Genomic DNA, 24,966 nt, shown 5'->3' with positions numbered 1-24,966 from the left:
ACGGTTTGTAGTAGCAGTACTCAAACAAGCTCAAGCTTTCCGACTACCCGGTAATTCTTTAGCTTCGCCCCCGAACCACCCTCTAATCCTCCTTTATGGCAGAGTCTGCTGAATTGATCCTCGACGGGAAATCCTATTCCCTTCCCGTCATCGAAGGCACCGAACACGAAAAAGCATTCGACATCGGCAAGTTGCGCGACCAGACTGGCTACGTAACCCTCGACTCGGGCTACAAGAACACCGGAGCCACGAAAAGCGCCATCACGTTCCTGGATGGTGAGGAAGGCATTCTGCGCTACCGGGGCTATCCGATTGAGCAGCTCGCCGAGAAATCCAGCTTCCTGGAAGTCGCCTACCTGCTCATCTACGGCGCGCTGCCCACCCAGGTCCAGCTCGACGACTTCCAGCACCAGATTACCAAGCATACACTCGTGCACGAGGATGTGCGCAAGATTTTCGACGGCTTCCCGTCGGCGGCCCACCCGATGGCCATTCTGAGCAGCCTGATCTGCTCGCTCACCGCTTTCTACCCCGAAAGCGTATCGCCCGACCTGAGCAAGGAAGAAATCGACCTCAACGTTATCCGCTTGATGGCCAAGATTTCGACCATTGCGGCCTGGACGTACAAGAACAACATGGGTCACCCGCTGAACTACCCGCGCAACGACCTCGACTACTGCTCCAACTTCCTGTACATGATGTTCAGCTTCCCTACGGAGAAGTATGACATCAATCCGGTGGTAGTTAGCGCCCTCAACAAGCTGCTCATCCTGCACGCCGACCACGAGCAGAACTGCTCCACCTCGACGGTACGCCTGGTAGGCTCGGCCAACGCCAGCCTGTATGGCTCGGTTTCGGCCGGCATCAACGCGCTGTGGGGCCCGCTGCACGGCGGTGCCAACCAGGAAGTGGTGGAGATGCTTGAGTCCATTCAGCGCGACGGTGGCGACACCAAGAAGTGGATCGATAAAGCCAAAGACTCGAACGACTCGTTCCGCCTGATGGGCTTCGGCCACCGCGTGTATAAGAACTTCGACCCGCGGGCAACCATCATCAAGAAAGCCGCCGACGAAGTGCTGAAAGCGCTGGGTCTGGAAGAAAGCCCCCTGCTGAAAATCGCGCAGGAATTGGAGCAAGCAGCCCTCACCGACGAGTACTTCGTTAAGCGTAAGCTGTATCCGAACGTTGACTTCTACTCCGGCATCATCTACCGCGCCATCGGCATCCCAACCGAGATGTTCACGGTGATGTTTGCCCTGGGCCGCCTGCCCGGCTGGATTGCCCAGTGGAAAGAGATGCGCGAAAACAAAGAGCCTATCGGCCGTCCTCGCCAGATCTATACCGGCGAACTGGAGCGCGACTATCAGCCCATCGCGCAGCGTAGCTAGCAGCAAACTGCACTAGAACAAGAAGAAGGCCCACTCTCGGTTGAGAGTGGGCCTTCTTCTTGTTCTACTAATCCGGAAAGCAGCTTAGCGGCTGCCAAAGGCCATGAGGTCGGCTTTGGCTTGGGTGTAGGCCACCATCTGGCGGGGCCACAGAATCGTGGCGAGGTCCCATTCGTAGCGCGCCTGCACTTCGGCCATCTGCTGGTCGAGGGCGGTGGCATCGGTAGCAAAACGGGTCTGAATGGCTTGCACTTCGCCGAGCAGGCGCAGGTTCAGTTGGCGCACTTTCACATATTGTCCCTCATTCAGCGGCGTCACACGGGCCATTTGCTTGGTGAGTGTAGTAGCACGCGCCGTCAGTTTCTGCTGATCACCAGGACCAGCCTTAGCTACTCCACTGACCATCAAAAACACAAGTAGAAGAAATGCGGAAAGGTTTTTCATGGGAGTTGAGGGTTTGGTTTGGGGTTGAACAGAAGAAACTACAGCCGCCTGTTGGCCAAGCTATGATGTTGGCCGATTGCAGTAGCTCACCAATGAATATATAGATTATTAAATGAATATCAACATATTTTAGCGATTTATTTACAAATCAGCTGTAATAGAACTATGCCGGCTTGCTACATAGCCCTGGCCCCCTTTTCTGATGGCTTTTGGGAAGCAGCTGACACCCGAGTTCCCGGCTTCATATTGCTTCATAGAAAAGCTCGCATCGACGGGCTTTTCTATGAAGCAATATGAAGCTTTTAGCGTGGTGCAGGCGCACTAAGCGCCGTCATGCTGGAGCGCGACTGCTGGAACACGGCCAGCTGTGCGGGGCGCATCAGGGCGGTCAGCGCCATTTCGTAGCGGGCCTGGGCTACGGCCAGCCGCTCGTCCATAATAGCTGGGTCGGCAGCGAAGCGGGTTTTCAGGTCTTCCATTTCCGAGAACATCCGGATGTTGAGCTGCTTCACCCGCAGATACTGCCCTTCATCGAGGTGAGCCTTCTCTGCCTGAATGCGGGTGAGTGCCGTGGCGCGGGCCACCAGGGCGGCGTCGCCATTCGATTTGGCCTGGGCTACGAAGAACAGGGCCACCGCCAAGCCAGTGAGAAAAACGTGTTTCATGCTACTAGGGGTTTGGAAAGTGAATGAAGAAAAAGTCGATTCGTTACCTGCACTCAGCAGTAGGGGAGAGGCGTCTGAGCCGTCAGGATAGCCAAATGTACAATTAAAATTTAATAATACAAATTATTTTTATAACTATTCTAATTTCAAGCTTTCCTACCTCGTATTCCCACCACTGATTATCAGCCACTTAAAATCCTGCCGGAAAGAAATAGTACAAACAAAAAAAGTCCGACAGCCAGTGCTGTCGGACTTTCATGTCCCTGTTTCGGGGGCTTCTCCTCTCCTGCCGGTTGCCGCTTTTAGAGAATCCGGAGCTCGATGCGCCGGTTCTGCTGGCGGTGGCCTTCGGTGTCGTTGGCTACCAACGGTTTACTCTCACCGTAGCCTTTGAAGCGCAGGCGGTTCACTTTAACGCCCTGACTGATAAGGTAGCTGTAGACCGATTTGGCGCGGTTCTGCGAAAGAACCAAGTTGTCGTCATCAGAGCCGACATCGTCGGTGTGGCCGATGATTTCCACCTGTACTTCCGGATACTGCTTCATGAAGCCCACCAGCCGGTTGAGTTCGGTGCGCGACTTCGGCTTGAGCGCGTACTCACGGGTGTCGAAGAACAGGTTGTTGAGCACGATGCTGCGGCCGGAGCGCACCGGCTCCAGGTAGATATCCAGCACCAGCGGATCGAAGCTGCGCTTGTCGCTGTAGTCGAAGCTGAGGCTGCTCATCAGGTATTTGTTGGCCGCCGCGTACATGGCGTACTGGCGGCCTTCGTTCAGCACCACCGTATAGTCGCCATTTTCGGAGTCGGACGTGACGTACTGGGTCAGCTCGTCGGTGTTCAGGTCGTAGAGCTGCACGTCGGCCTGAATGGGCTTTTTGGTGACGGCGTCGAAGACGCGGCCCTGGGTGTAGGTGCTGGTTTCGCGGGCCCGCACCTGCTGGGGCACCTCAAAGCTGAACAGCTCTACCGGGCGGTCCTGCTCTTTGCGCACGCCCGGCTCGGCGGCCCGGGAGCGGGAGCAGAAGCCCCGGCGGTTATCGGAAGAGATGAACAAGGATGCCTCATTCTCGTGTGTATTAAGCGGATAGCCCAGATTTGTGGGCTCACTCCAGGCCGTGGCGCTCTGCATTTCGCAACGGTACACATCCAGCCCGCCCATGCCCACCAGTCCATCCGTGACGTAGTATAGCGTGGTGCTGCTGGCGTGGATGAACGGAGCCATGTCTTTGCCGGGCGTATTCACGGGGCGTCCCAGGTTGCGGGCCGGCGTCCAGTTGCCATTGGCATCCACGGTAGTCACGTAGATGTCTTCCTGCCCCTGCCCGCCCCGGCGCGTGGAGGTGAAATACAGCGTGCGGCCATCGGCCGAAAGCGTAGGCTGCGAATCCCACTCCACCGAGTTGACGGTGCGGCCCAGGTTCTGGGGCTTGCTCCAGTTGTTGCCGGTGCGGCGCGAGATATACAGGTCGCAGTTGCCTACGGAGTTGGGCCGGTCGCAGGAGGCAAATACCAGCGTCTTGCCGTCGCCGGAAATGGTGCCCGCGCCTTCGTTGTAGGGCGTGTTGATGAAGGGCGAAATGGAGGCCGGGTCGCCGATGCTGCCGTCCTTGTTCATCTTCGACACAAACAGATCCTCGCCGCTTTCAGAAGTGGCCCGGCCCGTGAAGACCAGAAAACGGTTGTCGGCGGTGAGGGCCGGAAAATATTGAAACCGGAAGGTATTTAGTGGGGCTCCCAGCCGCTCCGGCTGCACGCCAACAGGGTTGGCTATGGCCTTGGCGGCAAACTCACAGTTGAGCAGCTGGCGCTGGGCCCGGGAAGCAAAGCGCTGGCCCTTGGGCCCGGTCTTGAGCAGGCGGCGGTAGCTTTCGGCGGCCGTCTGGTACTCGCCGAAGCTCATGGCCAGTTCGCCCAACGTGTAGTAGTCGTTGGCGCGGTTGGCGTCGGCGGGCAGCTTGGCCAGTCCGTCGCGGTAGGCTTCGAAGGCCGGGCGGTTGTCGCCCATGGCTTTCAGCAGCGAGCCCCGCAACACATAGGGCTCCCCCAACGACGGAAACTTCTGGTTGAGCACCGTCAGGGTTTCGATGGCCTTGGTGAAGTTGCGCTCCTTGGCCTGGATCTGCGCCTTGTCCCAGAGGCTGCGGGCCTTCGTATTGGCCGTGGCCAGAGTGGCTTGGGCCGAAGCCCCCAGCGGGAGCAGCATACTGGCCAGCATCGGCACGGCAAACAATATTCGGCGCATAGAGCGGGATACTACGGGATATCGAGGAATTTATGCGTCTGTAACGATACCTGCCACTGTGGATTGTCTTTCACATAGTCCACGATAAGCGGCATCATCTGCGAAGCCTTGCTCCACTCTGGCTGTAGATACAGCCGACAGTCGGGGCCTACCTGCGCGGCGTGCTCTTCGGCCCAGGCAAAGTCCGACTTATTGAAAACGATAATTTTAAGCTCGTGTGCCTGCTGCAGGGTTTCGGGCAACGGGGCCTTGAACTTCTTCGGCGACACGCAGATCCAGTCCCACTTGCCACTGAGCGGGTAGGCGCCGGAGGTTTCAATCCAGTTCTGGCAGCCGGCGGCGTGCAGGGCCGCCGTCAGCGGGCCCAACTGGTGCATCAGGGGCTCACCGCCGGTGATAACGACGTTGCGGCCCGCGTGGGCCGTCGCCGCGGCCACCATGTCGGTGATGGAAACGCGCGGGTGCTTGTCGGCGTCCCAGGAGTCCTTTACGTCGCACCAGACGCATCCCACGTCGCAGCCGCCCAGGCGCAGGAAATAGGCGGCGCGGCCCGTGTTGTAGCCCTCGCCCTGAATGGTATAAAACTGCTCCATGAGGGGCAGCGCGGTGGCCGGAACCTCAGTGTTGCCTGAGGCCGCCGATACAAGAGAAAGTTCGTGCAGCAAAATGGGTAGAAAACAGGTAAAGCCGGGCCGCCGGCAGGCACTCCGAATCAACGCTGATTCGACCCCTTCTCCGTCGGCCCGACTTTAAAAGTAGTACAACGCCCCGAAATTCAAAAGTCCGGGGCTGGTTTTATTGGATTTTACGGATGAGTTGCTCGTTGTTAGTTGGTAGTTGTCAGTATTTGATGAGGTGCTTTTGCAAACAAACCTGCCACTAACAACGGATAACTACCAACTGACAACTACTTCGGGTACACCTCCCCTTTCGCGGCCCGCAGCGTGTTGAGCAGCAGCATGGCAATGGTCATCGGCCCAACGCCACCCGGTACAGGCGTGATGTAGGACGTGAGCGGGGCCACTTCGGCAAAGTTCACGTCGCCCTTCAGCGCCCAACCCGACTTCTTGTCGGCGTCCTCCACACGGGTAGTGCCCACATCGATTACCACCGCCCCAGGCTTCACCATATCGGCCGTCACGAACTCCGGGCGGCCCAGGGCGGCTACCAGGATGTCGGCGGTGCGGGTGATGTCGGCTAGGTTCTGGGTGCGCGAGTGGCATAAAGTCACGGTGCAGTTACCGGGCTCTAAATTCTTGGCCAGCAGTATACTAACCGGCGTACCCACAATGTTACTACGCCCGATTACCACGCAGTGCTTGCCGTCCGTCGGCAGCTTGTAGCGGCGCAGCAGCTCCACGATACCCGAGGGCGTGGCGGGCAGCAGCGCCGGCAAGCCGGCCACCATCCGCCCGATGTTCATCGGGTGGAAACCGTCCACGTCCTTCTCCGGCCGCACCGCCTCAATCACCTTATTGGTGTCGATGTGGCGCGGCAGCGGCAGCTGCACGATGAAGCCGTCAATGCTCTCGTCCTCGTTCAGCTCCTGCACCTTGGCCAGCAGTTCGGCCTCCGTGATGGTGTCTTCGTAGCGCAGCAGTGTGCTCTCGAAGCCTACCCGCTCGCAGGCCAGCACCTTATTGCGCACGTAGGTTTCCGAGCCGCCGTCGTGGCCGACCAGAATGGCGGCCAGATGGGGCGTCTTCTGGCCGGCGGCTTTGCGCTGGGCTACTTCGGCGGCAATTTCTTCCTTGATGGCCTCGGCGGTTTGCTTGCCGTCGATGAGGCGGTAGGTGGTGGCGTCGGGGGCAGTGGTCATGGGGTTTGGCAGTTAAGCAGGGTCTTGAGCTTGGTCAGAGGTTTTCTTGCTTTCGTGGGCGGCAATGGCAGCGGTGCCAGCGGCCTGCAGGGCGGCTTCCATCGTTGGCCAGTCGTCTCTCCACCGGAACTTACGCTCCTGGCCTTTGATGATCTTTTCCAGTTGCTCCTGGCTCGTACAGTTCTTGAGAAGGGTTGAGGACATGTCTTAGAATGAGTAAATCATAGCACGCCGTGTCAAGAAGTGTATGAGGTGAGAAATGGGTTGTCGGTGTGAGCCCAAAAAAAACGCGCCCCGATGGGGCGCGTTCCACTTGGTTAATCGATTTTGAGGACGGCCAGGAAGGCCTCCTGCGGAATTTCTACGGAGCCCACCTGGCGCATCCGCTTCTTGCCTTCTTTCTGCTTTTCGAGCAGCTTGCGCTTGCGGCTGATGTCGCCGCCGTAGCACTTGGCAATTACGTTTTTGCGCAGGGCCTTCACGGTTTCCCGCGAAATGATTTTCTGCCCGATGCTGGCCTGGATGGCAATTTCGAACTGCTGGCGCGGGAGCAGCTCGCGGAGCTTTTCGCAGAGGCGACGGCCCCACTCGTAGCTCTTGGAGCGGTGCACGATGGCCGACAGCGCATCGACCTTCTCCCCGTTCAGCATAATATCCAGCTTCACCATGTCCGACTCGCGGAAGCCGATCAGCTCGTAGTCGAGCGAGGCGTAGCCGCGCGAAATGGTCTTGAGCTTGTCGAAGAAGTCGAACACGATTTCCGACAGCGGCAACTCAAACGACAGCTCCACCCGCTCGGAAGTCAGGTAGCTCTGGCCCTTGATGATGCCACGCTTCTCCATGCACAGCGTGATGATGGGCCCCACGTAATCAGCGGCCGTGATGATCTGGGCCTTGATGTAGGGCTCCTCAATCAGCTTGATCATGTTCGGCTCGGGCATCTCGCTCGGAGCGTTGATAACCAGGCGCTGATCCTTGGTGCCGGTGGCGTGGAACTGCACCGAGGGCACGGTGGTAATCACCGTCATGTTGAACTCGCGCTCCAGGCGCTCCTGCACGATTTCCATGTGTAGCATGCCCAAGAAGCCGCAGCGGAAGCCGAAGCCCAGGGCCACCGACGTTTCGGGCTCCCACACCAAAGAGGCGTCGTTGAGCTGAAGCTTTTCCATGCAGGAACGCAGCTCCTCATACTCGGTGGTTTCTACCGGGTAGATACCAGCGAATACCATCGGCTTCACGTCGGCGAAGCCTTGGATGGCTTCGGTGGTAGGCCGCGCTACGTGCGTGATGGTGTCACCGACCTTCACTTCGCGGGCTTCCTTAATGCCCGAAATGAGGTAGCCCACATTGCCGGCCCCGATTTCGAGGCGTGGCTCCTGGTTGAGGCCCAGGATACCGATTTCGTCGGCGCCGTATTCCTTGCCGGTAGCCATGAAACGGAGCTTGTCGCCCTTCTTCATGGTGCCGTTCTTGATGCGGAACAGGACTTCGATGCCGCGGTAGGAGTTGAAAACAGAGTCGAAAATCAGGGCCTGCAGCGGCGCATCCGGGTCGCCTTTGGGGGCGGGCACCCGCTCGCAGATGGCGTTCAGGATGGCTTCGATACCGATACCCGACTTGCCCGAAGCGGGGATGATTTCGTCCCGGTCGCAGCCGATGAGGTCCACAATTTCGTCGCTGACCTCCTCCGGCATGGAGTGCGGCAGGTCGATTTTGTTGAGGACCGGAATGATGGTCAGGTCGGAGCCGATGGCCAGGTACAGGTTGGAAATCGTCTGGGCCTCGATGCCCTGCGACGAGTCCACGATCAGCAAAGCACCTTCGCAGGCCGCAATGGAGCGCGAAACTTCGTAGCTGAAATCGACGTGGCCGGGCGTGTCAATCAGGTTGAGCGTGTAGATTTCCCCTTTGTAGGGGTACTGCATCTGAATGGCGTGGCTCTTGATGGTGATGCCCCGCTCCCGCTCCAGGTCCATGTTATCGAGCAGCTGCGCTTGCATGTCGCGCTTGGAGACAGTGCTGGTAAATTCCAGCAGGCGGTCGGCCAGCGTGCTCTTGCCGTGGTCGATGTGGGCGATGATGCAGAAATTGCGGATGTTCTTCACTAGAGGCGGTTTTTTCCGAGGGCGAAGATACGGCAAACGGCTTGCAAAAGCTAATAACCTCCCCTGCCGGCCCCGTTTCGGCACCCGGCCACGGCTTGGCGGTGGCCTTGCAAAACCGGGTGTTCGGCACATCACCGACTAACGCCGTTGGCACCGGGGTAAGATTTGCTGTACAATCGTCGCAAAAGTGGGTACTGATCGTCGCAACCCGGCGAGGCAAGTTGGCCAAATAGTCGTGAATTACGTTGTTGGTACATCGTTTCCTCACTTTCCACTTTCCCACAACCCATGAGCATCACCCTCGAACAAGCCCAGGCCGCCATCAAAGCCGCCCACGAAAAATCCCTGGAAATGGGCGTAAAGATGAACATTGCCGTGGTAGACGCCGGCGCTAACCTGACGGCCTTCGCCCGCATGGACGACGCCTGGCTCGGCTCGCTGGACATCTCCATTAAGAAGGCCAAAACGGCCCGCTACTTCGACATGCCCACCGGCACCATCGGGGGCCTCTCCCAGCCCGGCGGCTCACTGTTCGGCATCGAGCACTCCAACCTGGGTCTCATCACTTTTCCCGGCGGCATTCCGATTAAGAACGCCGAGGGCAAAATCATCGGCGCCATCGGCGTGTCGGGCGACTCGGTAGAGAACGACCACACCGTGGCCGAAGCTGGGGTACAGGCCGTGGAAGGCCGCTAAAGAATACCCGCCTGCTCCTGTTTCAGGGGCGGGCTTTTTTTATCTCTCCACTTACATTCCTACTCACATGGCTGATAACAGAGGCGTTGTTTATACCGGCCCCGGCAAAGTCGAGGTGCAAAACATTGCGTTTCCGGAACTGAAGAACCCGAAAGGCAAGAAAATCACGCACGGCGTGGTGTTGAAAGTGGTGTCCACCAATATCTGTGGTTCCGACCAGCACATGGTGCGCGGCCGGACCACGGCCCCGTCGGGGTTGGTGCTGGGCCACGAAATCACGGGCGAGGTGATTGAAATGGGGGCCGACGTGGAGTTCCTCAAGAAGGGTGATTTGGTGTCGGTGCCGTTCAACGTGGCCTGTGGCCGCTGCCGCACCTGCCGCGAGATGAAAACAGGCATCTGCCTGACCGTGAACGAAGGCCGCGCCGGTGGCGCCTACGGCTACGTGGACATGGGCGGCTGGATTGGCGGCCAGGCCGAGTACGTCATGGTGCCCTACGCCGACTTCAACCTGCTGCGTTTCCCCGACAAAGACCAGGCGATGGAGAAAATCCGGGACCTGACCATGCTCAGCGACATTTTCCCAACTGGTTTCCACGGCGCCGTGAAGGCTGGCGTAGGCCCGGGCGCGACGGTGTACGTGGCCGGAGCCGGCCCGGTAGGTTTGGCCGCTGCCGCTTCGGCGCAGCTGCTGGGTGCCGCCGTGGTGATTGTAGGTGACATGAATAAGGCCCGTCTGGCCCACGCCCGCTCCTTCGGCTGCGAAACCGTTGACCTGACGCTGGACGCCACCCTCACCGAGCAAATCACCCAGATTCTGGGCGTGCCGGAAATCGACTGCGCCATCGACTGCGTGGGCTTCGAGGCCAGCGGCCACGGCACCGACTCCAAGACGGAAGTGCCGGCCGCCGTGCTCAACTCGCTCATGGAAATCACGCGGGCGGGCGGCTCCATCGGCATCCCCGGCCTGTATGTGACCGAGGACCCGGGCTCGAAGGACGAAGCCGCGCAGAAAGGCAGCCTGTCCATCCGCTTCGGGCTGGGCTGGGCCAAGAGCCACTCCCTGCACACCGGCCAGACGCCCGTGCTCAGCTACAACCGCCAGCTGATGCAGGCCATTCTGTACGACAAGGTGCAGATTGCCAAAGCCGTGAACGTGGAAGTCATCAGCCTCGACGACGCCCCGCGCGGCTACGAGGAATTTGACAGCGGCGTGGCCAAGAAGTTCGTTATCAACCCCCACAACATGATTCCGGACATCAAGCCCAAAGCCAAGAAGAAGGACAAGGAGCCGGCGTAACGTCAGAGCTGCTTGCCCTCAGCACCAACGGCCGGGCCGCCCTACAGGGTGGTCCGGCCGTTTCGCGTTCCGGCTTCAGTAGATGCCACGCATCCGGCGGCAAGTTTCTACTTTTAGTGCCCGCCTTTCCTATTCTATGGATACCTCATCCTCTTCCAGTCACCCTCTCGCGCAGTCGGATACCGGCAAAGCCACGCTGGCGGCCGCCAACGCCACCATCCTCTACCTGCTGGCGTATCTGCTGCTTCAGGGCCTTTATCAGCTCTCCACTATATGTATGGCCGCGCGACTGGGCATCCGGGGCGTGTGGCAGCTTGGCCGCGTGCAGTTTCAACTGGCAGATGCAGAGTGGTGGCAGACGGCCGTGGTGGCGGTGTACGGTATTGGGCCGGTGGTGTGCGGCGGGGCGGCGCTGGTGGCGCTGGCGTGGTTCTGGAAACGGGCGCGGCTGCAGCGGGGCCTGCTCAAGCAGTTTCTGCTGTGGGTGATGCTGCACGGCTGCAACCTGTCACTGGGCGTGCTGGCCGCCGATACGCTTACGCAGTCGGGGGCGTGGTACGTGCCGAGCTGGCTGTTCCGGGCCGGCAACGGGCTGAACGTGGGGGTGGCCATCCTGGCCGCCGCGGCGCAGATTGGCCTGGGGTTTCTGGCGGCGCGGGTGTTTCTGCAAAGCCACGACTCCATCACGCTGATGCAGCACCACAACCGCCGCCGCCTGCTGCTGGCTACCGTGGTGGTGCCGTGGGTGGTAGGCTCCCTCCTGCTGGCAGCTTTCTACTTTCCCGACCAAACCCTCACCGAGCAGCTCCACGCCGTGCTGCTGCTGTTGCTGCTGGGCCCGATGGGCATGGCCAGCAGCACTGAGTTTTTTGAGGGCACCATTGCGCAACCGGGCCGGCCGCGGCTGGCGCTGGGGTTGCTGCTGCTACTGGCCGGGGCGCTGGTAGTGGGCCGGCTGGTATTGAGCCATGGCGTCCATTTCGGCTGAAACATAACCGAGCCTTCCACACACCATTTTTCCTTACTACTGCTTTAGTTATCCTGGCCCGCCCGTGGCGGGCCAAGTGCTTACTTATGATTCGGACGTTATTGTTTATTGGGGCGCTGGGCGCCTGCTCTCCTTTTGCGAAGGCCCAAACTATTCCCCTGCAGGTGGTGGAAGGCCAGGTGCTGAACGACCAGACCGACGAGCCGGTACCGTTTGCCACGTTGGGCGTGGTGGGCCGTAGCCTGGGCACCGTCGCCGATGAGCAGGGCCGCTACCTGCTCCGCCTCCCGCCCGGCCTGACCGACACGCTCGTGGTAACCAGCGTGGGGTTTCTGCGCACGGCTGTGGCGCCCGCCGCGCTGCTGGGCGGCCAGCGGGTGGTGCGGGTACGGCCGCAGGCCGTGGCGCTCAGCGGAGCCGTGGTGGAGCACTCCAGGGTGCACCCGGCCCTGCTGGGCCGCAGCACATCCACCGGCGACGTGCTCTGGACGGCCGGCTCCAGCGGCAAGGAGACCGTGGACGATGAATGGGGCTGGGAAGTAGGCACGCTGCTGCGGCCCACCCGGCGCGCCTACCTGGAGGAGTTTCACGTCTTCCTCGCCACCAATACCTACCAGCTGCTGCGCTTCCGCCTGAATCTGTACGCTGTGGAAAACGGTCGGCCGGGCCGGGCGCTGCTCACCAAAGACATCCAGCTCAGCTGCGAGAACAAGGCCCGCGGCTGGCTCACAGTTGACCTGCGCCCCTACGCGCTGGAACTGGCTGCCGAGCCGGTAGCGGCTACTATTCAGTGGCTGCAAAGTGAGAAAACCGACCCCGAGGACAAGTACTTTTCCGTCCCCGTCACGCGCCAGAACAAGCAGGTGATGGTGGAGCGCGAGAACAGCCAGGCCGCCTGGACGCTGCACGCCCTGCAGCCGAGCCTGTATTTTACGGTGCTGGAGGATTAGGCTGCAGTCAGATGCAACGGAGTAGCCAGTGAACGGCCTCTATTTATGCAACCGATACCCTTATCCATTCTGCCTCTATGAATTCTTTGATTTGCGCTTCGCGCATGTGCTTGTTTTGCCTCGCTATACCTGTGGGAGCGGCGGCTCAGTCTTCTGAACAAGGCCTGATCAGCACCCCAAGCGGAACTCCGGTGGCTTACGCTTCTGTGGGAGTGCTGGGCAAACCCATCGGTACAGTGGCCAATGCGCAGGGCGCATTTTCGCTTGCCCCGTTCACGGCCGCCGCCCCTACCGATACAGTGGTTGTCTCCTGCGTCGGGTACCAGTCGCGGAAGGTGCTGGCCGCGGCCTTCAGTCGGCAGCCGGTTGTGCAGCTACAGCCGCAGGCCCACGCGCTGCAAGAAGTTAAGGTAAGTGCCAAAAGCTGGAAACGACACCGCATTGGCCGGGACGGTGCCTGGGGCATCACCTTCTACAACTTTCATCTGAATGTTGATAAAGATCCTGCTCAGAAGCTGGGCCGGGAAGTAGGCACCATTCTGCACGTTGCGCCCGGCAGCTACCTGGAAGATGCCTATGTGCATTTCGGGCAGAATGACTTCCAAAACCTGCGCTTCCGGCTTAATGTGCGCGCACTGGATGTCCAGGATCATCCGGCGGCCAGCTTGCTAACCCGGGATATTCTGTTCACGGTAGCCAACCATGCTACCGGATGGCAGCACATCGACCTTAAACCCTATGAAGTGAATGTGGCGCAGCAAAAGCGGGTGGCCATCACCTTGGAATGGCTGGGGGGCGACCCCGACGTGAAAAAAGACTGGTATTGCCTGACCATCCCGGCGGCTTTGTCAACTACCCACCGTATGGTTTTCCGCGACAAGTCCGAAGACCAGTGGAAAGTACAACCTGTCAATGTGAGCCTGTACGTCACGGCACTGAGTCCCAAAGGCTAGTGCCATTCTTAGTTGCTTAAACTGGAGGATAATAAATCAGCCAAGCACTTAGCTTAGTTTCTCCTGAAAGCCCCGACGCTACCGCGCCGGGGCTTTTTGCGTACCTTCGCTACCCCAAATTCCACCCAACATCCCCGCGCTATGTCCGTAGCTCCTGCCGCTCCTTATAAGCCCCAGAACCATATCCGCATCGTCACCGCCGCCGCGCTCTTCGACGGGCACGATGCCGCCATCAACATCATGCGCCGCATCATCCAGAGCAGCGGCGCCGAAGTCATCCACCTGGGCCACAACCGCTCAGTGCAGGAAATCGTGGACTGCGCTATCCAGGAAGATGCCCAGGCCATTGCCATCACCAGCTACCAGGGCGGCCACAATGAGTACTTCAAGTACATGTTCGACCTGCTCAAGGAGCGCGGCGCGGGCCATGTACGCCTGTTCGGCGGCGGCGGCGGCGTGATCCTGCCCACCGAAATTGCCGACCTCGAGCAGTACGGCATCGAGCGCATTTACTCGCCCGACAACGGCCGCGCCATGGGCCTGCAGGGCATGATCAACGACCTGCTCCAGCGCTGCGACTTCCCCACCGGCCAGAACCTGAACGGTGAAGTCACCCACCTCAAGGAAAAGGACGCCCGCAGCATCGGCCGCCTCATCTCCGCCGCCGAGAACTTCCCCGAGGAGTTTGAGAAGGTGCGCCAGGCATTAGTTGCTAGTTATCAGTTGTCAGTTGTTAGTGAAAACGGCAATCAACAGAACGACCTGACAACTGACAACCAACAACTGACCACTAAAACCCCAATCCTGGGCATCACCGGCACCGGCGGCGCGGGCAAGTCCAGCCTCGTAGATGAGCTGGTGCGGCGCTTCCTGATGGACTTCCCCGAGAAGACCATTGCCATCATCTCCGTCGACCCCAGCAAGCGCAAGACCGGCGGGGCCCTGCTCGGCGACCGGATCCGGATGAACTCCATCAACTCGCCGCGGGTGTACATGCGCAGCCTGGCTACGCGCCAGAGCAACCTGGCCCTGAGCAAGTACGTGCAGGACGCCGTGGACGTGGTGCGCGCCGCCGAGTTCGACCTGATCATCCTCGAAACCTCCGGCATCGGGCAAAGTGACACCGAAATCATCGAGCACTCCGACGCCAGCCTGTATGTGATGACGCCCGAGTACGGCGCGGCCACCCAGCTGGAGAAAATCGACATGCTCGACTTCGCCGACGTCATTGCCCTCAACAAGTTCGACAAGCGCGGCGCCCTCGACGCCCTGCGCGACGTGCGCAAGCAGTACCAGCGCAACCACGGCCACTGGGACCAGCCCCTCGATGACATGCCCGTGTTCGGCACCATCGCCAGCCAGTTCAATGACCCGGGCATGAACCGGCTGTACCGCGCCATCCTGCGTACCGTAGAAGACCGGACCGGCGTGCCCTTCGCCTCCCACCTCGAAACCTCGAAGGAAGACTCCGAGAAGATCTACATCATCCCGCCGCACCGCACCCGTTACCTTTCCGAAATCGCCGAAACCAACCGCCAATATGACCAGTGGGTTCTTAAACAGGCTGACACCGCTCAGCAGCTCTACGGCATCCGACAAGCCGTCGGAGCCGTCCAAAGTCTCGGAAACGCATCAGCTGGCGGACCTGGCAGCGGGAACGGCAGCGCTGGAATCACACCCGGAAGCCTCGTGGCCGGCCTGGAGAGCACCTTCGAGGAGGTCAAACTCCGGCTGGACGGGCAGAACTGGAAACTCCTGGAAACCTGGCCGGCTAAAGTAGCCGCCTACAAGGCCCCGGAGTTCGTGTTCAAGGTGCGCGACAAGGAAATCCGCATCCAGACCCACACCACCAGCCTGAGTAACCAGCAGATTCCCAAAGTCAGCCTGCCGCGCTACACCGCCTGGGGTGATTTGCTGCGCTGGCAGCTCCAGGAGAACGTGCCCGGCGAGTTTCCCTACACCGCCGGCGTGTTCCCCTTCAAGCGCGAGGGGGAAGATCCGACGCGCATGTTTGCCGGCGAAGGCGGCCCCGAGCGCACCAACCGCCGCTTCCACTACGTGAGCATGGGCCTGCCTGCCAAGCGCCTGAGCACGGCCTTCGACTCGGTGACGCTCTACGGCGAAGACCCCGACGTGCGGCCCGACATCTACGGCAAAATCGGTAACGCCGGCGTGAGCATCGCCTGCCTCGACGACGCCAAGAAGCTCTACTCGGGCTTCAACCTGGCCAACCCCAGCACCTCGGTGTCGATGACCATCAACGGTCCCGCCGCCACGCTGGCCGCCTTCTTCATGAACGCCGCCATCGACCAGCAGTGCGAATTCTACATTAAGGAGAACGGCCTGGAAGCCGAGGTAAACCAGAAAATTGACGCCCTCTACCAAGGCCAGACCCGCCCCCGCTACCAGGGCGAGCTGCCCGCCGGCAACGACGGCCTGGGCCTGCTGCTACTCGGCGTGACCGGCGACCAAGTGCTGCCCGCCGACGTGTACGAAACCATCAAGAAGCGCACCCTCAGCCAGGTGCGCGGCACCGTGCAGGCCGACATCCTCAAAGAAGACCAGGCCCAGAACACCTGCATCTTCAGCACCGAATTCGCCCTGCGCCTGATGGGCGACGTGCAGGAATACTTCATCAAGGAGAAGGTCCGCAACTTCTACTCGGTGTCCATTTCCGGCTACCACATTGCCGAAGCCGGGGCCAACCCGCTCACCCAGCTGGCCCTGACGCTCTCCAATGGCTTCACCTTCGTGGAGTACTACGTGAGCCGGGGCATGAGCGTGAACGACTTCGCGCCCAACCTCTCGTTCTTCTTCTCCAACGGCATCGACCCCGAGTACGCCGTTATCGGCCGCGTGGCGCGCCGCATCTGGGCCAAGGCCATGAAGCTGAAGTACGGCGCCGACGCCCGCAGCCAGATGCTGAAGTACCACATTCAGACCAGCGGCCGGAGCCTGCACGCCCAGGAAATCGACTTCAACGATATCCGCACCACCTTGCAGGCCCTCTACGCCATCTACGACAACTGCAACTCCCTGCACACCAACGCCTACGACGAGGCCATTACCACGCCCACCGAGGAATCGGTGCGCCGGGCCATGGCCATCCAGCTCATCATCAACCGGGAGCTGGGTTTGGCCAAAAACGAAAACCCGCTCCAGGGCTCCTTCATCATCGAGGAGCTGACCGACCTGGTGGAAGAGGCCGTGCTGCTGGAGTTTGACCGCATCACCGAGCGCGGCGGCGTGCTGGGCGCCATGGAAACCATGTACCAGCGCGGCAAGATTCAGGAGGAAAGCATGCACTACGAGATGCTCAAGCACACCGGCGAGTATCCCATCATCGGCGTGAACACCTTCCTCTCCTCCAAAGGCTCGCCCACGGTGGTGCCCGCCGAGGTTATCCGCGCCACCGACGAGGAAAAGCAGTACCAGATTGAGATGCTCAACATCCTGCACACCCGCAACGCCGACCAGACCGAAGCCCGCCTCAAGCAGCTCCAGCAAGTCGCCATTGCCAACGGCAACCTCTTCGCCGAGCTGATGGAAACCGTGAAGTTCTGCTCATTGGGCCAGATTACGAATGCGCTGTTCGAGGTTGGTGGGCAGTATAGAAGGAATATGTAATATTTAGATATTCTGGCTGAATCAAGCCATTTGATAAGAATGGTTTTATACACGAATTGACACCTGTCAGCCGCGTATAGAACCATTCTCTTTTATATTAGCTACCACTTGTAGAAACCTGGCATTATGAATACTACCGCAAAAGGGGATGCTTTTGAAGAAAGGGCTTTACGCGTCGTTGAAACTATGATAGAGGAAAAAAGAATTGCTGTTATGGCTGACGCATATAAAATAAAAAACAAAGAACCATATTATTCACATGACAGAAAAGGAAATATTATTTTCGATTTAACAATAGAAGTTCAACCTCCTGGCGCTGACAAATACTCTCTTATTTATATAATAGAGTGCAAAGACTATAAAACACCTATATCAATAGACAGGCTCGAAGCTTTTTGCAAGAAGATTGAGCAAGTAGCCCCTAGAAATTCTAAGGCAATATTTATAACTACAAGTAGATTTCAAAAGTCTGCTCACAATTTTGCTGAGTCACAAGGCATAATGCTTATTAGTGTAGACACAAGCAATCATTACAACGTTATATTGTTCAATAAATTAAAGACAAATACAATTATAGAATTTTACAATAAAAATAAAGCCAATCTAGACCAAGGAGAACAATACTTAGAAAAGGAAATAGACTCAACACTAATCAAAGCATTTCAAAATATAAAGGGTATCGAAAACAATATTATAAATTACTCAAAAAAAGATATAAAACTAATAGCCAACGAAGTTTTGAACCATATAGACCCAGGAATACTAGAAGGCGAAAGAATTTTATGCATAGACGACTTGATCAAATACACAAATAAAATTTTAGGCCTCAAGATAAAAAACACTAACGATGCAGCTACATTCGGATGCTTTGATGTCAGTAATCAAACCATCCAGGTCAACCATAACTTGTATAAATCAAAAAGATACAAATTTGTTTTAGCTCATGAGATTGGCCATAGCGTAATCCATGACGGAACAATAATTGAAAGCGAGCTAATCAACACATTACCTGATTCAGAGTACAATTTTAAAACGAACAAACACAGCTTAAAAAATGAAAAGCAATGGATCGAATGGCAAGCAAACTACTTCGCAGCCTGTTTAACAATGCCAGAGGTGCCTCTTATGGCTATGCTATTACAATATCAAAGAAAGTTTGGTGTAAGAGAAGGTCACCTGTACGTAGATGATCAATCTGGTAGTATTAGGGATTTTGTAAAAATTATCAATGCTATGTCTATACGCCTTGAATTATCTAAAACTTCTATAATAAATAGATTAAAAGAGCTTGGTAAATTCACTGACAATTCTAGAACAAGGTCCATCGGACAGGTAATGCATGATTACCAAAGTCAATTAGTTATATAACGACCCATCTGATACAAGTTACGGCTAGACCTAAATTCGTACCAGCACAAAACACAAACCGGCCCGCTCCCCAACTAAGGAAGCGGGCCGGTCGCATTTCCTTGACACTACTTATACAAGCTACACCACCCCACTACCTTTTCCGCCCGTCGTTACCAGCTTGCGGGCTTGGGTGTAGCCTTTATACAGCTCCCGGTCCAGCAGCTTAAAGGCTTTCATGTCGGCGTCCAGCTGGCGCACCTCGTCCATCAGGGCATCCACCAGCTCTTCCAGCGCGGCCCCGGCCACTACCCGCTCGTTGATGGTTTTGCGCGTGGCGGGCTGCGCCGTTTTAAAGGTTGCCAGCGCGTCGCGCAGCGGCTGGAGGGCTTTAGCTGTGAGCCCCTGCTTGGCCAGCTCCGGCACCACCTCGGGGCGGGCGGCACTGGTCAGCACCGACTCTACTACCGCCGCGAAGGCCAGAGGCCGCAACTTCCGCAGCTGCTTGCTGCTCAGCGTCACCGAGGCCAGCAGGTCGTTGTCCTGCAGGCGGGTGGCAATGCGGCTGAGCGGGCCCAGCAAAGCCGGCAGTAGCTCCAGCAACATCTTCTTGGCTGTTTTGGCGTCGCCCGTTAGGTTTTTGGTGCGCTTGGCCGTGCCGGCCCGGGCGCCGTCCACCTGCGCGTAGTGCTCCGCTACCTCGTCGGCCTGTTCAGCGGCTACCTCGCTGGCCTCCAGATCCTCTTTGTTTTCCGTCACGAAATCCACCACCTGCCCACACATCACTAACTGGTCTTCTCTTGCCTTATCCATAGAACTATATACATAGCAGAACCGCTCTGCCTGGCGTGATAAGCCCTTGCTTACCGAAACCAATGTATCCGAATTACCCAACAATACCAACCACCCAAATACCCCTCCTATTCCTCCAAAAACCCCTCCTGAGCAAAGCAAAACACCCTCTGACTAAGACGAAACACCTCCCGACCAAAGCGAAACACCCTCTGCCTAATCGATAACACCTCCCGAGCGATAGAAAACACCTCCTGACTAAAGCGAAACACCCTCTGAGCGAAGCAAAACACGTCCTGACTACCCGTAAACACCTCCCAACAAACACGTAACCCATCCTGACTGAAGCAAAACACCTCCTGCTTAAGGCGCAACACCCTGTCTTCCTCTTGAACCTGCCCATGGGCAAGGGCTTCCTGCCATCTGATTACACGGGGTAGTAAGAGCCTGAGGCCCGCCCGTCCGAACTTTCGCCCCGGCCCCGGGTTAGCAGCCTGAACTTTCTCCTGCTGCTTCATGGCCCGGCGCAACTCCCCCAACGACATCCAACAGCTCGCCGACCTGAACCAGTTGAGCGAAATCGTGGTCGATAAGCGACTGGGCAAGCGGGCCGAGGCCAAGAAGAGCCGCCGCAACCGGCACTACGAAAAGCAGTTCATCAAAAACGCCCTCACCGCCGGCCTCAACGACGACGAAAGCCCGATTCCGCTGGCCTGAGTTCCGATACTGCCCTACCGCGCACCAGTCCCGGGCCCCTGGTAACACCAGCACATTTGCCGGCCAGTCGGCCGGGCCCCGCCCCCCGTTCACCGAAAACCGCGCCGCCGAAGCCCGGCAATTGGCTAGCTTTACCCCATGCGCACTGCTCTCTTTCGGTGGAAAACCGGCCTGCTGGCTCTGCTGGCCGGTCTGGCCGCCTGCTCCTCTCCCGACTCCCAACCCGGCCTCCCCACCGCTCCCGACGTGCGCGTGCGCTACACAGCCCGCCGCGTGGTGCTGCCCCAGGTGCCGGAGCGCGGCCGCATCCTCGACCGGCACGACTCGGTGCTGGTGGCTACCCGCCCGCTGTTTCTGCTGCAGCTGCCGCGCCGCTACCCGCTCGATACGCTGGCGCTGGGTGAGCTGCTGGGCTGGGACTCCACCACCGTGCGGCGCCGCATCCAGGACGCCCTGCCTTACCCGGGCGCCGGCCCCGGCAGCTACCCCGGCCTGCTGCGCCTGAGCGCCGCTGAAATACAGCGCGTGCGCCAGGATAGTGCCGCCTGGCCCCAGCTGAAACTGGTGGAGCAGCGGCGGCGGGTGTATACGTCCCCGGCCGCCGCCCATGCGCTGGGCTACCTCAGCGCCGAGGCCCAGAGCTTCTACCGGCAGGCCCGCCGCACCGGGCGGGGCCGCTTCTACCGCCTGCGCAACGGCGGCGTGGAAAGCTACTACAACGGCCTGCTCAACGGCCACCGCGGCTACTTGCACCCGCTGCTCGACAAGCAGGGCCGCCAGCACGGCAGCTGGGCCAAGGACACCGCCTTTCAGCAGGGCCAGGATCTGCACCTCACCCTGGATGTGAAGCTACAGACCTACGCCGAGAAGCTGCTGGGCGGCCGCAAAGGCTACCTCGTGGCCCTCGACCCCCGCACCGGCGAAATCCTGGCCTACGTCTCGGGCCCCGTGTACCCGGCCAGCGCCGTGGCGGCCCCCGACCAGGCCGGGGTGCGGGCCGAGCTGCTGGAGCACGAGGATATGCCCCTGCTGAACCGGCCCGCCATGCTAGCCAACCCGCCCGGCTCGGTGTTCAAGCTGGTGAATGCGGCCGTAGCGTTGCAGCTGGGCGCCATCAGCCCCACCACCGCCTTCCGCTGCGACCAGAGCCTGGTGAGCTGCGTGCACCACCACCGGCCGGCCACCAGCCTCACGTTGGGCCTCAAGTACAGCTGCAACCCCTACTTCTACCAGGTGATGCAGGGCGTCATCAACCACGTGCCCGACTCGCTGGTGCAGGACACCGTAGCGGCCCGCCACGTCAACCTGACGCAGTGGCGGCGCTACGTGCGCTCCTTCGGCCTCGACTCGGTGCTGGGCGTGGATTTGCCCCGGGAGGCCCCTGGCTTCCTGCCCACGGCCTCCTACTACGACAAAACCCGGGGCAGCCGCCGCTGGACCTACCGCTCCATCTACTCGCTCAGCATCGGCCAGGGCGAAATCAACCTGACGGGCTTGCAGATGGCCAACATGGCGGCCATTGTAGCCAACCGGGGCTGGTACTACCCGCCCCACCTGGTGCGCGGCGTGGGCGCGGGCGGCCCGCTGCCCCGCTTCCGCCAGAAGCGCCACACCCTCATCGACAGCGCCCACTTCGCGGCCCTGGTGCCCGGCATGGTGGCCGTAATGGAGCGCGGCGGCACCGCCGACGCCTCCAGCCTCGCCGACGTGGGCATCACGGTAGCCGGCAAAACCGGCACCGTCGAAAACGACGAGGGCGACGACCACGCCGCCTTCGTCGGCTTCGCCCCGGCCGACAACCCCAAAATTGCCGTGGCCGTGTACCTGGAAAACGGCGGCTTCGGGGCCACCGCCGCCGCCCCCTGCGCCGTGCTGGTGATGGAAAAATACCTGCGCGGCAGTATCGCCCCCAAGCGCAAAAACTGGGAACGGCGCATCATGAGCCGGGCCCGACGGGAGTAGCGCTGATCCAGAGTTGACCAAAGCATCAAAACGTAAATCCTACGGATGACAATCCGGGCATCCGCTACCTTGCAGTATCTTTTTGCTCTCTACTTTATCATGAAACAACCTCTTCCCTTGTTGAAATCAGTCAAATTAGTAACCATCCTGCTACTGGCTATGTCGCTAAGTGCCTGCGACACATTGTTTGGGAAAGAAATTGCCCGCCTACCCATCAATGCCCTCAGTACGCCGGGGAACGAGGCATTTCGCGAAGTGAGCCTGCCGCTAAAAAAAGACGATGCCATTGCCATTTGGTCGGATATGGATCTGTCTTATCAGGGCGAGGCGCCCGTCCGGTTTCAAGTGCTTATCCTGAAGAATGGTGCTGCATTCCAGCAGGCTGAACTAGACCCCACCGACAAAAACGTGAGCGTTGGCGAAGTGAAGACGACCATTAATGGTAAAACTAAGTGGAGCTTTTCGGGCAAGAACAGCGAAGTCACGATTCCGGAAAATGCTACCTACACCTTCAAAGCCCGGCTGGTGGCGGCCGACAATCCAACGCTAAAAATCACGAAGGCGGAATTGGTGCTGAAGAAGTGAAACGCTGCTTTGGCGGGGCGAAGAAACAAGCAGCCCCGAGCCACCCCAATTGGGTAACGGCATACTTTGCTGGCAATCCTCACGGCCGCACGTTGAACCGGGCGCGGTACACGGTGGTGTCGCCGGGGCCGAACTCGACGCGGCGGTTATCAGCGTCCTTGAACTCAAACTCGCCGTTGACGGTGAACTTCACTTCCGTGAGGAGGTAGCCGGTGTGAGTCGTCACGACGGCGCGGTAGAGGCTGCTGTCGGGGTTGGCGGGCGTGAGGGGCAGGTCCTGGTTCCAGCTCAGGGGTTTGTCGCGGCCGCGCAGGCCCACCTGGCGCACGTTGGGCAGGTCGCGCACATCGAGCAGGTACACCACGGTTTTGTCGTGGGCGGGCTGCACGCAGCCGGGCAGCAGCAGGCTGCCGAGGGTGAGTAGCAGGAGCAGCAGGCTAGGCGTTTTCATGGCGGCGGGGTTTAGCGAGGAGATAATCAATTCCGAAGCGGCCGGAGCCCAGCACCAGCGCGGGCAGCGCGGCCCACAGGAAGCCGGCGGCGGGCAGCATGTTCCACATGCCCTGCTGCAGTTGCTGCATAAAAATGGCCACCAGCATGGTGCAAATAATCAGGAAGGCCGACACCCGGGTGCCCAGGCCCAGCAGCAGCAGCAGTCCGCCCACTGCCTCGCTGGCGGCTCCCATCCAGGCGAAGAAAGCCGGAAACAGCGCGAAGATGCCGCCGTAATTGGCCACGTCGCCAGGGAACCAGAAGGCCACCTCGAACAGCCCCAGGTTGCTGTCGGCCGGCGACCAGGGCAGCCCGAATTTGTCAGACCCGAACTCGGCGGTCAGCAGGTAGCCGCACACCACGCGGGGCAGCAGCAGCACGGCATCCTGCCACCAGTGCGGCAACACAAGAGGTTCGAGAAGGGGGCGGAGGATGCGGAGCATGTCAGCGGGGGTTGGAAGTGAATGAAATAACGCGTCGGAGTTTCCCAGACCAAATTAGCCGGGAAGTAAGACAAAGCACGGCAACTCCCCGGTGCCCGGTGCCCCAATTCATATATTGACACCCCAACCAAGCCGATATAGGACCTTTTTCGCGCATTTGCGCCGGTTGGGGCCGGTTCTGCCCCGGCATTGGGCATCGTCAGCCGCCCGGAATTCGGGCCGTACTTATCGTATCTACTCCTGATTATGACTGCTTTATTCTGGTATCGGATGCTGGTGGTGGGGTTGCTGCTGCTGCCCGTTGGGAGCTACGCTCAACGCTCCATTGCCCGGCTGCTGCGGGCCGAATACGAGGCCGGCCACTTCAGCGGGACGGTACTGGTGGCCCACGAGGACCGGCCCGTCACCCGCCTCAGCTACGGCTTGGCCAACCGGCAGTTCGCCGTTGCTATCGGCCCCGACACCCGCTTTCCCATTGCGTCGCTGTCGAAGACGTTCACGGCCATTCTGGTGCTGCAGCTGGTCGAGCAAAACCGGCTTCGCCTCACGGACAAGGCCGGCGCGTACCTGCCGGAGCTGCCGGCCAGCTGTCAGGATATCACCCTGCTGGACCTGCTCACTCATCACTCGGGCCTGCAGAATGAGCCCAAGGAGGCCTACGCCGCCCCGTACTCGCCGGCCCAGTACGTCAGCCGCTTTGTGCGCCGCGACGAAGCCCGCCGGCCCGGCACGTTTCACTACAACAACGTGGATTACGTGGTGCTGACGCGGGTGCTGGAAGTGGTGACGCAGCAGCCGTTTGCCCGCCTGCTGCAAGCCCGCATCCTGACGCCGCTCCGGATGCACGACTCGGGCGTGGTGCAGGAAGAGCGGGTGATACCGCGCCTGGCCTACGGCTACCACAACTACACCTTCGGGGCCGGCACCGCCCGCGACACGCTCCGCAACGATGCGCCCCGCTACCTCTCCAACTATGCCGGGGCCGGGGCCATCTACTCCACCGCCGCCGATCTGCTACGGCTGGTGGAAGCCCTGCGCCACCACACGCTGCTGTCGGCCGCTACCACGGCCGCGCTGGTGCGGCAGCCTCAGCAGTCGGCTTTCATCGACTACGCCCGCGGCTACCCCACCATCGGCTTTTACTACAACGACAAAACCCTGCCTCAACCCGTGCTGGAACGGCGCGGCAGCATCGAGGGCTTCAACTCCGTCCTGCTCACCGACCCGGAATTCCGCCATGTCGTACTTGTGCTGACCAACACCGACGCCGCCGACCTGGAAGTGCTGGCCGATAAGATCTATAAGGCGGCTCGTTGAGAAGCTGTCAGTAGCGCGAACTGTGTAGTTCGCGCCTCCGCGCCGTTTGGTTGATTGTCGTTCCGGGGCGCGAACTACACAGTTCGCGCTACTGCCTCTACTCGCATGAAACGAAGCCACAGCGTAACATTGC

Annotated in this window: 22 protein-coding genes; 12 read left to right on the top strand and 10 right to left on the bottom strand. The window is 59.5% G+C overall.

The window, feature by feature from the left end; genetic code table 11:
- The first annotated feature begins 95 nt into the window (after positions 1–95).
- On the top strand, positions 96–1,388 hold the full coding sequence (locus tag O3303_RS04900; RefSeq protein ID WP_269560950.1) for a citrate synthase: 1,293 nt from the start codon (positions 96–98) through the stop codon (positions 1,386–1,388).
- Positions 1,389–1,472: 84 nt separating this feature from the next.
- Here the strand turns inward: O3303_RS04900 and O3303_RS04895 are convergent, their stop codons facing one another.
- The 7 genes from O3303_RS04895 to lepA all read right to left on the bottom strand — a co-directional run bounded on the left by O3303_RS04895 (position 1,473) and on the right by lepA (position 8,664).
- Complete coding sequence (locus O3303_RS04895) at positions 1,473–1,832, bottom strand: hypothetical protein (RefSeq protein WP_269560949.1); 360 nt, start codon at positions 1,830–1,832, stop codon at positions 1,473–1,475.
- Positions 1,833–2,134: 302 nt separating this feature from the next.
- The gene (locus tag O3303_RS04890; protein ID WP_269560948.1) at positions 2,135–2,497 is read right to left on the bottom strand and encodes a hypothetical protein; all 363 of its coding nucleotides are present in this window, start codon (positions 2,495–2,497) and stop codon (positions 2,135–2,137) included.
- A gap of 302 nt (positions 2,498–2,799) precedes the next feature.
- Positions 2,800–4,740, bottom strand: coding sequence for an OmpA family protein (locus O3303_RS04885; protein WP_269560947.1), 1,941 nt, complete (start codon positions 4,738–4,740; stop codon positions 2,800–2,802).
- A gap of 11 nt (positions 4,741–4,751) precedes the next feature.
- Complete coding sequence (locus O3303_RS04880; RefSeq protein WP_269561877.1) at positions 4,752–5,333, bottom strand: 7-carboxy-7-deazaguanine synthase QueE; 582 nt, start codon at positions 5,331–5,333, stop codon at positions 4,752–4,754.
- A gap of 314 nt (positions 5,334–5,647) precedes the next feature.
- Positions 5,648–6,559, bottom strand: coding sequence for a bifunctional 5,10-methylenetetrahydrofolate dehydrogenase/5,10-methenyltetrahydrofolate cyclohydrolase (locus O3303_RS04875; protein ID WP_269560946.1), 912 nt, complete (start codon positions 6,557–6,559; stop codon positions 5,648–5,650).
- Positions 6,560–6,571: 12 nt separating this feature from the next.
- The gene (locus O3303_RS04870) at positions 6,572–6,763 is read right to left on the bottom strand and encodes a hypothetical protein (protein WP_269560945.1); all 192 of its coding nucleotides are present in this window, start codon (positions 6,761–6,763) and stop codon (positions 6,572–6,574) included.
- Between the two features lie 113 nt (positions 6,764–6,876).
- Positions 6,877–8,664 (bottom strand): translation elongation factor 4, encoded by a 1,788-nt coding sequence (lepA, locus tag O3303_RS04865; RefSeq protein WP_269560944.1) that lies wholly within the window; start codon positions 8,662–8,664, stop codon positions 6,877–6,879.
- Between the two features lie 288 nt (positions 8,665–8,952).
- Here lepA and O3303_RS04860 point away from each other — a divergent pair, with 288 nt between their 5' ends.
- The 7 genes from O3303_RS04860 to O3303_RS04830 all read left to right on the top strand — a co-directional run bounded on the left by O3303_RS04860 (position 8,953) and on the right by O3303_RS04830 (position 18,546).
- Complete coding sequence (locus tag O3303_RS04860) at positions 8,953–9,360, top strand: GlcG/HbpS family heme-binding protein (protein ID WP_269560943.1); 408 nt, start codon at positions 8,953–8,955, stop codon at positions 9,358–9,360.
- Positions 9,361–9,427: 67 nt separating this feature from the next.
- On the top strand, positions 9,428–10,660 hold the full coding sequence (gene fdhA / locus O3303_RS04855; RefSeq protein WP_269560942.1) for a formaldehyde dehydrogenase, glutathione-independent: 1,233 nt from the start codon (positions 9,428–9,430) through the stop codon (positions 10,658–10,660).
- Between the two features lie 136 nt (positions 10,661–10,796).
- Positions 10,797–11,648, top strand: a complete 852-nt coding sequence (locus tag O3303_RS04850) for a hypothetical protein (RefSeq protein WP_269560941.1) — start codon at positions 10,797–10,799, stop codon at positions 11,646–11,648.
- 86 nt (positions 11,649–11,734) lie between these two features.
- Positions 11,735–12,598 carry a carboxypeptidase-like regulatory domain-containing protein gene (locus O3303_RS04845; protein ID WP_269560940.1) on the top strand — a complete coding sequence of 288 codons (864 nt, stop codon included), beginning with the start codon at positions 11,735–11,737 and terminating at the stop codon, positions 12,596–12,598.
- Between the two features lie 77 nt (positions 12,599–12,675).
- Positions 12,676–13,551: a carboxypeptidase-like regulatory domain-containing protein gene (locus O3303_RS04840; RefSeq protein WP_269560939.1), complete on the top strand. Its 876-nt coding sequence runs from the start codon at positions 12,676–12,678 to the stop codon at positions 13,549–13,551.
- 141 nt (positions 13,552–13,692) lie between these two features.
- On the top strand, positions 13,693–17,178 hold the full coding sequence (locus O3303_RS04835) for a methylmalonyl-CoA mutase family protein (protein WP_269560938.1): 3,486 nt from the start codon (positions 13,693–13,695) through the stop codon (positions 17,176–17,178).
- A gap of 126 nt (positions 17,179–17,304) precedes the next feature.
- Positions 17,305–18,546 (top strand): ImmA/IrrE family metallo-endopeptidase, encoded by a 1,242-nt coding sequence (locus O3303_RS04830; protein ID WP_269560937.1) that lies wholly within the window; start codon positions 17,305–17,307, stop codon positions 18,544–18,546.
- Between the two features lie 120 nt (positions 18,547–18,666).
- Here O3303_RS04830 and O3303_RS04825 read toward each other — a convergent pair whose 3' ends face one another.
- Positions 18,667–19,338, bottom strand: coding sequence for a hypothetical protein (locus tag O3303_RS04825; protein ID WP_269560936.1), 672 nt, complete (start codon positions 19,336–19,338; stop codon positions 18,667–18,669).
- Positions 19,339–19,833: 495 nt separating this feature from the next.
- Between O3303_RS04825 and O3303_RS04820 the strand changes: the two genes are divergently transcribed.
- The 3 genes from O3303_RS04820 to O3303_RS04810 all read left to right on the top strand — a co-directional run bounded on the left by O3303_RS04820 (position 19,834) and on the right by O3303_RS04810 (position 22,581).
- The gene (locus O3303_RS04820) at positions 19,834–20,034 is read left to right on the top strand and encodes a hypothetical protein (protein ID WP_269560935.1); all 201 of its coding nucleotides are present in this window, start codon (positions 19,834–19,836) and stop codon (positions 20,032–20,034) included.
- A 138-nt stretch (positions 20,035–20,172) separates the two neighbouring features.
- Entirely contained in the window at positions 20,173–21,996 is a 1,824-nt protein-coding gene (locus O3303_RS04815; protein WP_269560934.1) for a peptidoglycan D,D-transpeptidase FtsI family protein, read from the top strand.
- A gap of 99 nt (positions 21,997–22,095) precedes the next feature.
- Positions 22,096–22,581 (top strand): hypothetical protein, encoded by a 486-nt coding sequence (locus tag O3303_RS04810; protein WP_269560933.1) that lies wholly within the window; start codon positions 22,096–22,098, stop codon positions 22,579–22,581.
- A gap of 79 nt (positions 22,582–22,660) precedes the next feature.
- On the opposite strand, the gene O3303_RS04805 is transcribed toward O3303_RS04810, so the two are convergent.
- Together O3303_RS04805 and O3303_RS04800 are read right to left on the bottom strand one after the other, a co-directional pair.
- Positions 22,661–23,032 carry a hypothetical protein gene (locus O3303_RS04805; protein ID WP_269560932.1) on the bottom strand — a complete coding sequence of 124 codons (372 nt, stop codon included), beginning with the start codon at positions 23,030–23,032 and terminating at the stop codon, positions 22,661–22,663.
- Complete coding sequence (locus tag O3303_RS04800; RefSeq protein ID WP_269560931.1) at positions 23,019–23,516, bottom strand: DoxX family protein; 498 nt, start codon at positions 23,514–23,516, stop codon at positions 23,019–23,021. Before O3303_RS04800 ends, O3303_RS04805 begins: the two co-directional genes overlap by 14 nt.
- A 246-nt stretch (positions 23,517–23,762) precedes the next feature.
- Between O3303_RS04800 and O3303_RS04795 the strand changes: the two genes are divergently transcribed.
- Positions 23,763–24,833 carry a serine hydrolase domain-containing protein gene (locus O3303_RS04795; RefSeq protein ID WP_269560930.1) on the top strand — a complete coding sequence of 357 codons (1,071 nt, stop codon included), beginning with the start codon at positions 23,763–23,765 and terminating at the stop codon, positions 24,831–24,833.
- The last annotated feature ends 133 nt before the right edge of the window (positions 24,834–24,966 follow it).

The sequence above is a fragment of the Hymenobacter canadensis genome (assembly GCF_027359925.1).
In the GTDB taxonomy this organism is placed as follows: Bacteria; Bacteroidota; Bacteroidia; order Cytophagales; family Hymenobacteraceae; genus Hymenobacter; species Hymenobacter canadensis.
Note: the sequence above shows the minus strand (reverse complement) of the source record. Positions and strands in the feature narration are given on the sequence as shown.

What these genes read in the sequence shown, in the direction of transcription:
- O3303_RS04885 (WP_269560947.1), bottom strand. Translation starts at nt 4,740, where the DNA reads ATGCGCCGAATATTGTTTGCCGTGCCGATGCTGGCCAGTATGCTGCTC.
- O3303_RS04835 (WP_269560938.1), top strand. Translation starts at nt 13,693, where the DNA reads ATGTCCGTAGCTCCTGCCGCTCCTTATAAGCCCCAGAACCATATCCGC.
- O3303_RS04880 (WP_269561877.1), bottom strand. Translation starts at nt 5,333, where the DNA reads ATGGAGCAGTTTTATACCATTCAGGGCGAGGGCTACAACACGGGCCGC.
- O3303_RS04870 (WP_269560945.1), bottom strand. Translation starts at nt 6,763, where the DNA reads ATGTCCTCAACCCTTCTCAAGAACTGTACGAGCCAGGAGCAACTGGAA.
- fdhA (WP_269560942.1), top strand. Translation starts at nt 9,428, where the DNA reads ATGGCTGATAACAGAGGCGTTGTTTATACCGGCCCCGGCAAAGTCGAG.
- O3303_RS04800 (WP_269560931.1), bottom strand. Translation starts at nt 23,516, where the DNA reads ATGCTCCGCATCCTCCGCCCCCTTCTCGAACCTCTTGTGTTGCCGCAC.
- O3303_RS04810 (WP_269560933.1), top strand. Translation starts at nt 22,096, where the DNA reads ATGAAACAACCTCTTCCCTTGTTGAAATCAGTCAAATTAGTAACCATC.
- O3303_RS04820 (WP_269560935.1), top strand. Translation starts at nt 19,834, where the DNA reads ATGGCCCGGCGCAACTCCCCCAACGACATCCAACAGCTCGCCGACCTG.
- O3303_RS04840 (WP_269560939.1), top strand. Translation starts at nt 12,676, where the DNA reads ATGAATTCTTTGATTTGCGCTTCGCGCATGTGCTTGTTTTGCCTCGCT.
- O3303_RS04845 (WP_269560940.1), top strand. Translation starts at nt 11,735, where the DNA reads ATGATTCGGACGTTATTGTTTATTGGGGCGCTGGGCGCCTGCTCTCCT.
- O3303_RS04895 (WP_269560949.1), bottom strand. Translation starts at nt 1,832, where the DNA reads ATGAAAAACCTTTCCGCATTTCTTCTACTTGTGTTTTTGATGGTCAGT.
- O3303_RS04830 (WP_269560937.1), top strand. Translation starts at nt 17,305, where the DNA reads ATGAATACTACCGCAAAAGGGGATGCTTTTGAAGAAAGGGCTTTACGC.
- O3303_RS04795 (WP_269560930.1), top strand. Translation starts at nt 23,763, where the DNA reads ATGACTGCTTTATTCTGGTATCGGATGCTGGTGGTGGGGTTGCTGCTG.
- O3303_RS04890 (WP_269560948.1), bottom strand. Translation starts at nt 2,497, where the DNA reads ATGAAACACGTTTTTCTCACTGGCTTGGCGGTGGCCCTGTTCTTCGTA.
- O3303_RS04850 (WP_269560941.1), top strand. Translation starts at nt 10,797, where the DNA reads ATGGATACCTCATCCTCTTCCAGTCACCCTCTCGCGCAGTCGGATACC.
- O3303_RS04815 (WP_269560934.1), top strand. Translation starts at nt 20,173, where the DNA reads ATGCGCACTGCTCTCTTTCGGTGGAAAACCGGCCTGCTGGCTCTGCTG.
- O3303_RS04875 (WP_269560946.1), bottom strand. Translation starts at nt 6,559, where the DNA reads ATGACCACTGCCCCCGACGCCACCACCTACCGCCTCATCGACGGCAAG.
- O3303_RS04825 (WP_269560936.1), bottom strand. Translation starts at nt 19,338, where the DNA reads ATGGATAAGGCAAGAGAAGACCAGTTAGTGATGTGTGGGCAGGTGGTG.
- O3303_RS04805 (WP_269560932.1), bottom strand. Translation starts at nt 23,032, where the DNA reads ATGAAAACGCCTAGCCTGCTGCTCCTGCTACTCACCCTCGGCAGCCTG.
- O3303_RS04900 (WP_269560950.1), top strand. Translation starts at nt 96, where the DNA reads ATGGCAGAGTCTGCTGAATTGATCCTCGACGGGAAATCCTATTCCCTT.
- O3303_RS04860 (WP_269560943.1), top strand. Translation starts at nt 8,953, where the DNA reads ATGAGCATCACCCTCGAACAAGCCCAGGCCGCCATCAAAGCCGCCCAC.